Genomic DNA, 11,816 nt, shown 5'->3' on the forward strand with positions numbered 1-11,816 from the left:
CGGGCGGCGCGGTCCTCGCGCTGGCCGCCACCGCGGTGGGCGCCCCGGCCCTGCTGGCCGGCGCGGTGGTGTCGGTGGCCGTCGCGGTCGCCGGCGCCCTGACCGGCTACACCGACCTGACCGTGCCGGGCTCGACGGCGCTCGTCGCGACGTTCGCCGCGCTCGGCGCCGGCACCGTCGCACCGTTCGCCTTCAAGCTGGCCGGCATGCGGATGCCCGCCCTGCCGTCCTCCGCCGGGCAGCTCCAGGAGGGCATCGAACCCTACGCGGGCGGCGAGGTCGCCGAGCGCACCGAACTGGCCGGGCGCTGGGTCACCGCCCTGTTCGCCGCCACCGGCAGCGTCGTCGCGGCCGCCCTGGTCGTCCTCACCGAGCATCCCGGCCTGCCCGAGGTGCTGACCGCCCTGGTGCTCAGCCTGCTGCTGCTCCTGCACGCCCGCGGCCTGGTGCACACCGGGCAGCGGCTCACCCTGGCCGTGCCCGGCCTGTGGGGGCTGCTGCTGCTCGCCCGCGCCTGGGCCGTCGGCAGCGACGGCACCGGCCGGGTGATCGTCTTCGCGGTGCTGCTGGCCGCGGCGGCCGCCCTCGTCGTCGCCGCCTGGACGGTCCCCGGCCGGCGGATGCTGCCCTACTGGGGCCGCGCCGCGGAACTCGCCCACACCGGCTTCGCGGTGGCGCTGCTGCCGCTCACCCTGTGGGTGGCGGGCCTCTTCGGCTGGCTGCGCGGGCTGTTCGGCTGAGAGCGCGGGCCCGGGTACGGACGTACCGGCCTCTCCGGCCGGCCGCGCGGGCGGCCCAGCGGGGGCCCGGGTACGGACGTACCGGCGTACCGGCGTACCGGTTCATCGAGAACGAGTGAGGAGGGACTGTGCAGTCCAAGCGCGACCAGGTGCACGCCCACAGTTTCATGATGGGCAGGCTCAGTTCGGGTCTGCTCATGGCCGACCCCGACGCCCCCGAGAGCCCGCTCGGGCGCACCACCCGGGGGGTCGTCTTCGGCGTCCTGGTCACCGTCCTGATCGGCGCCGGCGCCACCGTCTACGGCCTGCTGCGCCCCGGCGGCAACGACGGCTGGCGCGAGGGCGTGCACCTGGTGGTCAACCGCGACACCGGCGCCCGCTACCTGTGGACCGGCTCCGACGACGTCCTGCACCCGGTGCGCAACTACGCCTCCGCGCGGCTGATCGGCGGCCCCGGCCTGGAGACCGCCGACGTGCGCACCGCCTCCCTGCGCGACGTGCCGGTGGGCGCCCCGGTCGGCCTCCCCGGCGCCCCCGACAGCGTGCCCGACTCCGGCGGGCTCGACGACGGCGCCTGGCACATGTGCGTCACCGGTCCCGACGGCGCGCTGCCGGACACGTCCGGCGTCGTCGCGGACACCGGCGTCGACAAGCCGGGCGCCACCACGGTGGTCGCCGGGGCGGCCCTGGACAGCCGGGGCGTCGCGGCCGACAACGGGGTGCTGGTCGAGGGCCCGGACCGCACCCAGTACCTGGTGTGGCGCGGCAGCCGACTGGCGCTGGACCGCGCCTCCAACGCCCGCACCGCCCTGGGCTACGGCTCGCAACGGCCGATGCGGGTCTCGGCGGCCTTCCTGGACGCGCTGGCCCCGGGGCCCGCGCTGAAGCCGCCGGCGGTGCCGGGGCGCGGCGAGAAGGGCCCGCTCATCGGGGGCGAGGCCACCCGGGTCGGCCAGGTCTTCAAGGTGAGCGTGCCCGGGGGCAGCAGCACCTACCAACTGCTGCGCCGGGACGGTCTGGTACCGCTCACCCGGCTCGGCGCCGCCCTGGTGCTGGGCGACCCGGCCACCGAGAAGAACGCCTACCAGGGCGCTTCGCCCGAGGTGCGTACGGTCGGCGCCGACGTGCTGCGCGAGCACCGCGCCCGGGACACCGCGGGCGCGGGCTCGGCGGAACTGCCGGACGCGCCGCCCGTCCCCCGGACGACCCCGCGCGGCAGCGCGCTGTGCGCGCAGGTCGACGGCGGCGCCGGCGGCGCCCGCATCGCCTCGGTCCTGGTCTCCCTGACCGACCTGGCGCCCGCGGCGGTGGGGGCGGGCACCGCCGAGCCGCTGAAGCCGGCCTGCGTCCCGACGGACGTCACGGTGGTCCGACCCGGACACGGCGCCCTGGTCCGGGCCCTGAACGCCAGTGGTGCCGCGCACGCCGGGACGACCTACCTGGTGGCCGACAACGGCGTGAAGTACCGCGTCTCGGGCAGGGAGGCGCTGGCCTCGCTCGGCTACGAGGCCTCGGACATCGACTCCGTCCCGGCGCCGCTGCTCGCCTCGCTGCCGACCGGCGCCGACCTCGATCCGGCCGCCGCGACGGGCGCCGCCGCCCCCAGGGTCACGGCACCCGCCTGCGGCCGGGAGGCGGGGGAGACCGGCACGAACAAGGCGGACAAGACGGTCAAGGTGGGCACGGCGCGCACAGCCGTCACCGCGCGCTGATCACGGCAAGGGGCGCATACAGCCTCATGTGGCCGTAAAGAAAGGAAAAGGCAGGGAAAGGAACGGAAAAGGGTGACCCGGAGGGGCGAATTCCAGCCGAAATCCGCTTCCCCGGTCGCCGCGTGCGGTGCCGGCGGACACGGAGGTGCGGAGCCGGTGAAGTCGCGCTGGGCGAGGCCCGGCGGAAAAGCTCAGAAAAAGCTCAGATCATTACCGACGGGCCGTTGCGGTGGCGCGGATACCGCTGCCATCCGGATACGTCAGCGATGCCCGTTCGGCCGCTCCGGGTGACCGCTTCCCGCCTGTATCGACGAACCGCATGTGCGGTACACCCTTCGTGCCCGGACGAATCCCGCCGGGCGATGCCCACTTCGCCGTATCGTTCGTACAACCCCCGTACCCGACCGCAATTCTGACGCTCCGGCGCAAGCTCAAATCTTCCCTGCGTCCGTTGCGCGGAACGCCGGGTTCTCCTTAGCCTCGGCGGACACCGGTTCGACGAGATCAGCCTGAACGAAGGGAACGTGACATGGCCGACAGTGCCGCCAGGAAAGCGGACTATGCCAAGGGCTTGGGGGGCGTCTCCTCCCTGGAGTCGGCCCGGTCCCAGGTCGAGAAGATCCAGAACAACGTCGCCGAGATCGCCGCGCGCACGGGCGTCGGCGGCGACGAGGGGCAGGCCCTGCTGAAGCTCTTCCGCAGCTGGAACGCCGAGGCGCAGAAGGTGGTCGTCCAGATCAGCAAGATGGTCGACGCGCTCCAGGAGAACGTGACCTCCGCCAACCGTCTGGCGAAGGAGAACCAGGATCTGACCGAGGTCCTCAACAGCAAGACCAGCCAGGGCGTCTTCGAAGCGCTGAGCTGACCCGACCATCCGCGCGACAGCGGGCGGCGACGTCATCGCTTCGCCCCGCACGCTTTCCCGGGCGCCGGCGCCCGGCCACCCCGTAAGGAGACGTCATGGCCGACGGCATCATCGATGTGCAGTACCCCGTGGTCCGGCATGCCATCGAGGAGCTGACCGAGCAGACCCAGCAGATCATCAACACGCTGAACAACCTGGAGGACGAGCTGAAGCCGCTCGTCTCCTCCTGGGAGGGCTCGGACCAGGAGATGTACCGCACCGTCCAGGCGGAGTGGGACCAGGCGACCAAGAACATGGCCGCGCTCCTCGGTGACAGCGGCACGCTGATCCAGAGCATCCACGACAACCACTCCCGTGACGAGCGCAGGAGCGCCGACAACTGGGGCAACGTGCGGGCCCGTTAGTCCGCCGGAACGTCCCCGGGGGCCCGGCCCAGGGCCCCGGGGGAAACGCCGGGCGACCCGTCCGGCCGATGCCCGTCCCCCCGGGGCGGGCGCACCCGTACCCCGTCCCCGTCCGGCACCGAGCGGCAGGAGAGCGACCCATGGCCGGTGACAAGGCCGACGTCAAGCACTTCGACCTCAAGCAGATGGAGAACTTCCGCGACAACGAGGTCCAGCCGGTGTACACCGCCGCGAAGAAACACCGCGAACAGGGCGACGGGTCCCACATCCGCCCGCTCGGCCAGCTCGTCGACGGGCACACCACCCCCGGCAACCTCGCCCAGGACAAGCAGCTCCTGCGCATCGGCAAGATGGTCACCGACCCCCTGGTGTCGGGCCCCAAGCTGATCGAGGACATCCGCACCGCGGCCGAGGCCATCGACAAGCTGCTCGGTGACCAGATGGACCTCTTCAAGGAATTGAAGGCGGCCCTCACCGACACGATCGACGAGGCCAACAAGACCAAGGACAAGAACCTCGACGCGATCGACGCGCAGACCCTGCTCCAGACCTTCGAAGAGGTCGACACCCTGACGTCCGGCACCACCGGCAAGCCCGGCGACGCGGGCTGACCCGCCCGCACGCCGGCGCGCCCACCGCCCGGCACGTCCCCCGTGACCGACCCCCGGACGCACACCCCCACGACGGCGTGGTGTGCCGCTCCGGACGACAACCGACCAGAAAGGGCGCCCGGTGGCCGACCGGTACGATCCCCACTCCGCCGCCAACGTCGACAAGTTCGACAAGGCCGGCGACCCCTCGGACGACACCTGGGCCGCCCTGGTCACCCACATCACCGGCTATCCGGTCCCGGACCGCAACACCATCTTCGACACGCTCCGCTCCGAACACGGCGGCAAGCTCTTCCGCATGGACATCAAGGAGCGCAGCCTCAGCCTCCTCGTCAAGGAGTCCGGGTTCCTGACGAACTCGGGCGAGGACTACGACATCTTCTTCTTCGACAGCGGCAAGAAGCAGTCGATCATGCAGGCCCGGATCGTCTTCGAGGGCCGCGTGAAGGCCGGCGACGAGATCATCTTCGCGACGCCGGGCTCCGACGACGTCCACAACGCCCAGGTCCGTGAGGGCAACGAGTTCACGGACTACAACAAGGACAAGATGAGCACCATCCCGCTCGCCCGGTACATGAACGGGCCACGGGCCGCGCTCCTCGCCCTGCTGGGCGGCAACACCCAGGACGCCCGGTTCAGCAACCTGGGCGTGCCCGGCGCCGACGTGGTGGACCTCAACTCCTTCAACACCACGGGCGACTCCTTCGACTACGCCGCCAAGTTCTTCAAGGACCACGCGCCCGTCCTCAAGGACTGGGAGGACCGCTTCGGCCGCGACGACGCCAGCTGGAAGGGCGAGGCCGCCGAGGTCTTCCGCAGTCTGCTGAAGAAGATCCGCGAGAACTACGACAGTTACGTCGAGACCTTCAACTCCTCGCCCGCCGCCGGCGACGGGACCGACACCGGCACCGGCAACACGGTCTACTCGCGCGCCCTGTCGTTGGGCCGCAAGTACCTGGAGGACGCCGCGACCAAGCTGCTGGACGCGTGGCTCACCTGGGCCAAGTCGGCGTACTACGACCCGCACCAGGTGCTGCGCTACGTCCTGGACGACCTCGCCCAGTGGGTCGACACCAACAACGTCGCCAAGTCGGACATCACGTCGTACAGCACCCGCTACTCCACGATCGTCAGCCACAGCCCGCAGGCCGGATTCACCCAGAACCACCCCGAGTACGGCGACCTCAACGACATCGCCAACTGGGCGAAGGTCGGCGACAAGGCCGTCAAGCTCTGGAGCCAGGGCGTCGCCGAGTACCTCGGCAAGCCGGCCGCCCAGGTCCAGTCCGGCCTGAACAACCACTTCCTCGACCTCGGCACCGACTTCTCCGACAACGTCCCCAAGCCCAAGTCGACCGGGACGGCCGCGGACGAGTACAAGGACAAGAAGGCCAAGGAGGAGCAGGAGGAGATCAACAAGCAGAACGAGGAGAACCGCAAGTACGAGGAGGACCTGCGCAACGAGCAGAACAAGCAGCGCGAGGAGGACCGCAAGTACCAGGATGACCTGCGCAACGAGCAGAACAAGCAGCGGGAGGAGGACAAGAAGTACCAGGATGACCTGCGCAACGAACAGAACAAGCAGCGCGAGGAGGACAAGAAGTACCAGGACGAGATCCGCGACGAGCAGCGCAGGCAGCAGGAGGAGGCCAAGCGTGAGGCCGAGGAGCAGCGCAAGGCCGTCACGGAGAGCCTCGGCGGGCTCAACGACCCCGGCGGCCCGAACGCCGTCACGGAGCAGACCCTCGGCGGCCTCGGCGACCTGCTCAACCAGAACAGGCCTACCACCGAGAGCCTGGGCAGCCTCGGTGACATCAACGGCCGGGGCGGTGACGCCCAGCAGACCGTGCCGCCGCCCGTCGCCCAGGACCTGGGCAGCCTCGGCGGACTCAACACCGGTCTCGGCGGTTCCCTGAAGACCCCGACCGGTGGCGGCACCCAGCTCCGGAACGGCAGGCTCACCACCGACTTCCCGGACGGCAGCAGCACCAGCTTCGACCCCGGCAGCGAGGTGCTCACCACCACCCACCCGGACGGTTCGAAGACGACCACGAACCTCGGCGGCGGAGTGAAGGTCACCAACCCGGACGGCTCGGTGACCTCCCTCGGGGACGACGGCAGGCTGACGACGACGTTCCCCGACGGCACCAGGCAGACCGTCGACCCCGCCACCGGGCAGAGCGTCACCACCAACCCCGACGGCACCACCACGACGACCGACCTGGGCACCCTCGACGGCCTCAACGGCGGCTCGCACGACGGTGTGCTCGGCACCCCGACCGGCGGCAGCACCCAGCTCACCGACGGTGGTGACCTGCGTACCCGGTTCCCCGACGGCAGCAGCAGCACCTTCGACCCCGGCAGGCACACTCTCACGACCACGCACCCGGACGGCTCGAGCACCACCGCGGACCTGGGCGGCGGAGTGAAGGTGACCAACCCGGACGGCTCGGTGACCTCCCTCGGGGACGACGGCAGGCTGACGACGACGTTCCCCGACGGCACCAGGCAGACCGTCGACCCCGCCACCGGGCAGAGCGTCACCACCGACCCCGACGGCACCACCCACAGCGAGAACCTCGGCAACCTGGGCAACCTCAACTCCCCGAACCACAGCGGCGATCTGGGCCACCTCGGCGATCTGGGCGGCATCAACACCCAGTCCTCGGGTGGCCTCGGCAGCTTCGACGTCGACGGGTCCGGTCTGCAGAGCCCGACCGGCAGCCACCTCGCGTTCGACTCCCACGGCGACATCACCAGCACCTTCGGCGACGGCACCACGTCCTCGTTCGACGTGGACACCGGGAAGCTCACCACGGTCGGGGCGGACGGCACCCACCACACCGTCGACCTCACACACGGGGCGAAGGTGACCAACCCGGACGGCTCCACCACCGTCCTCGACGACGGCAAGCTCACCAACCGCTTCCCCGACGGCAGCACCGAGGTCATCGACCCGGAGACCGGCGCCACCACCCTCACCGACCCGAAGGGCCACACCGAGACGCTGAACCTGCACGACCTCAACACGTCCGGGAAGCACGGGAGTTCGGACATCCTGGACGGCCTCGGCGGAACCGGCGGCGGCCACGGCACCACCAGCCGGCTGTCCCTCTCCGGCCTGGGCACCGGCGGCGGCAGCGGCACCGTCACCGCCGGAAGCGTCGGCGGCGGCCTCGGCGGGGCGGCCACCGTCGCGGCGGACGGCTTCTCCGCCACCGGCGCCGCCCCCCTCTCCGACAGCGTCCCGGCCGGGAGCAGCCCGCTCACCCCCGCCACCGTCCCCGGGGCCCCCGGCACGCCTGGCGCCCCCGGCTCGCCCGGCTCGCCGATGGGCGGCGCCGGCGGCATGGGAGCGGGCGGCGGCAAGGGCAACGGCGAGCGGGTGCGCGCCGTGCTGGTCGACGCGGCCGAGGAGAGCGAACGCCGTAACCGGCGCCGGCGCAGCCCGTGGTACCGCCAGGAGGACAGCGACACCTTCCTGGCACCGGCCAACCGGGTGGCGACCACGGGCGCGGACACCCCCGAGGAGGTGGCGGAGCCGAACCGCAGGTCCACCAGTTCCGCCGACTACCTGGAGGAGGACGCGGACGTGTGGGGCACCGAGGAGGGCGGCACCCCGGCCGTCATCGGGCGGTGAGCCGGCGAGGCGCCGGGTGGCGAGCCGGACACGCTCCGGCTGCTGAGCCGGCGAGGCACCGGGCGGTGAGCCGGACACGCTCCGGGCGGTCGGCCGGACGCGCTGTGGACGGCCACCGGAAGGCGACCGTCGGCGGGGAGTAACGAACGCCACCCGGCCCCGGCTTCCCCGGAGGGCCTCTCACCAGGCAGGATCAGCACAGCAGTTGACGGCACCGGGCAGCACGGGCCGTCGTACGGGCGAAGCGGAAGGCGAAGCGGCGTGACGGAACCGCTGGAGAAGCGTCTGGAGAAGGCGATGGCCGAACTTCAGGCCGCGCAGGAGGGACTCGCGCGCACCGAGCGCGAACTGCGGCAGGCGTCCTTCGCGGTGCTCTCCTCCGACCGCGCCGTCCGCGCCACCGTCGGACCGCAGGGCGAACTGACCGGTATCGAGTTCCTGGAGAACAAGTACCGCGACATGTCGCCCCAGGAGCTGGCCGCGAGCGTCCTGGAGGCCGCGGGCGCCGCGCGTGTGAAGATGAACCGGCACGTGATGAAGGCGATGGCACCCTTCACCGAACCCAGCAGCAACGTACCGGAGCTGAAGGGCTTCGAGCTGGACTGGGAGCGGATCTTCGGACCCGAGGTGCTGCGCGAGGACGACGAGGACACGGCACGCGGCGGCCCGGCCACGCCCGCCTGGCGGGACGCGCTCGGCGAGGACGGGGAGGACTGACGATGGGACAGCGCTACCACGTCGACCCGCAGCGCATCGAGGCCCTCGCGGGCCAGCTGGAGGAGATCGGCACCCTGGCCAGGTCCATGACCGAGGAGTTCCTGGACGAGCTGGCCCCCACCGTCAGCTGGCCCGGCACCGACGGCGACTTCGCCGAGAAGGCCAGGCCGCAGGAGCAGAAGGAGCGGCAGACCACCAAGGACACCATGATGTCCATCCGGGACGCCCTCGTGGGCATCACCGACGCCACGCTCAGCCAGGTCCGGCTGATGAAGGACACCCGCGACCGCAACATCGACGACATCGAGCAGCGCAACAGCCGGATCGAGACGCACGGCCTGGACGGCGGCACCGGCGGCACGGGCGGGCATGGCCGCCACTGACCCGCGCGGCCCGAGCGGCGCACGGAGCGGCGCCCGGTGAGCATCAAGGCATCGCCCGAGGTCAACGCGATGATCTTCATCCTCACCGGGGAGAAGCTCATCGACGCCGACGAGGACCTCGCCTACGAGAGCCGCCGCCCCTATTCCGGGCTGGGCCGCAAGCTCGACCGGATGTCCGCGCTGATCGAGAAGTCGGTCCACGACATCGCCGAGTCGATGCCGGACGACCTCTCCAAGTCGTACGCCAAGGCGATGGGCATGCTCATCGACGACGGCGGCAAGAACTACCTGCGCGACTTCGCCGAACAGCTCGACAAGATCGCCGAGGGCCGGCGCAAGACCTCCATGGACATCATGGAGTCCAAGTGGCAGGTCATCGCCGAGATCATCCGGCTGCTCATCGAGATCGCCATCTACCTGGCGATGTCCTTCTTCACCGGCGGCGTCAGCGCCAGCCAGATCATGATGGCCAAGCTGCGCAGCCGGTTCATGATCCTCACCACGCTCAGCCATCTGCTCCAGCGGCTGCACCTGGCGCCCTCGCTCACCGAGGCGTTCGCCGAGGCGTTCACCACCTTCGCCGTGCGCCTGGCCATGATGAACTTCGCGCCGCGCGGCCGCCGCCCCGACGGCTTCGACTGGAGCCAGATCCTCAAGGACGGCGCGTTCGGCGCCGCCGCCGGCTTCTTCACCAGCATCTTCGACCATCTCGCGAAGAACATCGTCAAGAGTTTCGACACCAACTTCCTGAAGAAGGGACCCGACCTCGACTACAAGCCCCACCCCAACCCGCACGGCCCCGACTTCAAGGACTACCGCCCGAACCCCAAGCCGGACCCCGGGCCCGGCTCCCACCCCCCGCGCGACCACACGCCGACCGACCGCCCCGGCTCCAACCCGCCTCCGGTCACCTTCCGCGACGGCCCGCACTCCTTCCGGAACAACCCCGAGCTGTGGCGCAACAGCCAGATCCTGCGCTACAACTCCGACCGGCCCGGCGCGCTGGCCGGGCACTACGGGCTCAAGGGCACGGCCGACTTCCTCGCCGCCGGTTCCGGCGAGGCGCTCGGCGAGTTCCTGATCAAGGGCGCCTTCGACGGCGACTGGTCCACCAGCTGGTCCACCTTCGTCGGTGCGGGCCTCAGCAGCCAGGTCGAGAGCAGCCTGCACGGCACCGCCCTGAACAGCGGCGCCGAACTCCGGCACGTCATCGACAAGTTGCGCAACCCCGCCACCGTCTCCGGCGGTACGTCCGGCCCCGGCACCCGGGGCTCCGGCGACGGCGCGCACGACCGCTCCGGCGGCGGTGACGGTGCCGACCGCCCCGGCGGGCCGCCGCGCGGCGACTTCACCGGTGGCGGGAGCACCCCGACGGCCGGGCAACAGGGCAGCGTTCAGGGCGGCTTCACCGGGACCGACGCGCCTCCGCCGTACTCCCCGGGGAACCCGCCGCCGTACACGACCCCGGCGCCGCCGTCCTACACGCCCGGTCCGCTGCCCGTGACCGCCGCCGAGAACACGCTCTGGCGGCAGGTGCACCACGGACCCGCCGACGTCCGCGAACAGGCCCTGCACCACCTGGCCGCCCTGCGCGGAACGCCGCTGCCCGGCCCCGCCGAGGTCGGCGTCCGCGACGGACTGCACGCCCACCTCTCCCAGGTGCCCGAGGTCCGGGTCGTCCCCACCGGGAACGACCTCGCCGCCCAGGTGGACGCCGACTCGGTCCGCCGCGCCCTCGACTCGTTCGGCACACCGGTGACGGTGCGGCCGCCGCTCGGGGGCACGCCGGACGCTCAGGTCCGGGGGGTCGACGGTTCCGCCGACTCCGGGGGGCCGGTCGTAGCGGGTCCCCAGGTGGGCGCCGGGGGTACGGCGGCCGGGACCGGCGCGGGTTCGGGGGCCGGTGCCGCTTCCGGCGCGGGTTCGGGGCCTCGCGCCCATTCCGGTGCCGGTCCGGGGTCGGCGGCTGGTGCCGATTCCGGTGCCGGTCCCCGGTCAGGGGCCGGTTCCGGGGGCCGTCCCGGTTCCGGGGCGCGGCCGGGAGGGGTGACCGACTCCGGTGACACGCATGCGCCGACGGCAGGTCAGCCGCACGGCACCCCCGGGGGCCACGCTGCGACCGGCGCCGACGGCACGCGGACCACCTCGGACGACTCCGCGCAGGAGGCGCGGGGCCACGCGCCTTCGGGCACGCGACCCTCTCCGGGGGACGTCACGGTCGAGGGCGGGGCCGACTCGGCCGGGGCCACGGGGGCTTCACCCTCCGCCGACCTCGGCACGGCTCCGCCCAAGGTGGACACCACCGGCTCGTACACGGATGGCGGCGCCCCGGCCACGGACCGCGGCGTCCGCCCGGCACACGACGGCGCCGCCGCCGACGTGAAGACGGCTCGGCCCGCCTCCGACGAAAGTCCGGTGTCCGGCCACACGCCGCCCCTCACCGTGCTCGTGTCGCAGGCACCGCCGCCGGTCTCCGGGTCGCCGGAGGCCGCCGCGCTGCTGGACGGGGCCGGGACCGACCGAGCCGTGGTCCTCGGACCCGCGACCACTCCGGACGGGACGGCGCGACCCGTGCGTGCCGCCGTGGAGCTGACCCGGCAGGGACCCGGCGCCCCGGTCCGGGTGCGCCCGCTCACCGGCCCGGCGCCCGCGGCGACGCCGGACGGCACGGACCCGACCTCGCCGGCCGCCGACACCGCCTTCCCCGGCGCCGACGTGCTGCTGCCGCTCGCCGGCGCCCTCGG

9 protein-coding genes are annotated in these 11,816 nt (G+C 72.2%); all 9 read left to right on the top strand.

Features of this window, described 5'->3' with window-relative positions:
• Positions 1 to 740 (top strand): ubiquitin family protein (locus ABVB68_RS22395; protein ID WP_503006214.1); only part of this gene is annotated, 740 nt, incomplete at its 5' end.
• Positions 741 to 868: 128 nt separating this feature from the next.
• Entirely contained in the window at positions 869 to 2,452 is a 1,584-nt protein-coding gene (gene eccB, locus ABVB68_RS22400; RefSeq protein WP_353602880.1) for a type VII secretion protein EccB, read from the top strand.
• A 529-nt stretch (positions 2,453 to 2,981) separates the two neighbouring features.
• Positions 2,982 to 3,317, top strand: coding sequence for a hypothetical protein (locus ABVB68_RS22405; RefSeq protein WP_353602881.1), 336 nt, complete (start codon positions 2,982 to 2,984; stop codon positions 3,315 to 3,317).
• A gap of 95 nt (positions 3,318 to 3,412) precedes the next feature.
• On the top strand, positions 3,413 to 3,721 hold the full coding sequence (locus tag ABVB68_RS22410; RefSeq protein ID WP_353602882.1) for a WXG100 family type VII secretion target: 309 nt from the start codon (positions 3,413 to 3,415) through the stop codon (positions 3,719 to 3,721).
• Between the two features lie 140 nt (positions 3,722 to 3,861).
• Complete coding sequence (locus ABVB68_RS22415; RefSeq protein ID WP_353602883.1) at positions 3,862 to 4,332, top strand: type VII secretion system-associated protein; 471 nt, start codon at positions 3,862 to 3,864, stop codon at positions 4,330 to 4,332.
• A 121-nt stretch (positions 4,333 to 4,453) separates the two neighbouring features.
• On the top strand, positions 4,454 to 7,972 hold the full coding sequence (locus tag ABVB68_RS22420) for an AAWKG family protein (RefSeq protein WP_353602884.1): 3,519 nt from the start codon (positions 4,454 to 4,456) through the stop codon (positions 7,970 to 7,972).
• 261 nt (positions 7,973 to 8,233) lie between these two features.
• Positions 8,234 to 8,689, top strand: a complete 456-nt coding sequence (locus ABVB68_RS22425) for a YbaB/EbfC family nucleoid-associated protein (RefSeq protein ID WP_353602885.1) — start codon at positions 8,234 to 8,236, stop codon at positions 8,687 to 8,689.
• Between the two features lie 2 nt (positions 8,690 to 8,691).
• A complete protein-coding gene (locus ABVB68_RS22430; RefSeq protein ID WP_353602886.1) occupies positions 8,692 to 9,072 on the top strand; it encodes a hypothetical protein in 381 nt (126 codons plus the stop codon).
• Positions 9,073 to 9,108: 36 nt separating this feature from the next.
• Positions 9,109 to 11,816: WXG100-like domain-containing protein (locus ABVB68_RS22435; RefSeq protein WP_503006215.1), on the top strand; the 2,708-nt coding region annotated here is incomplete at its 3' end.

The organism is Streptomyces sp. NPDC096012 (genome assembly GCF_040426375.1).
Lineage (GTDB): Bacteria > Actinomycetota > Actinomycetes > Streptomycetales > Streptomycetaceae > Streptomyces.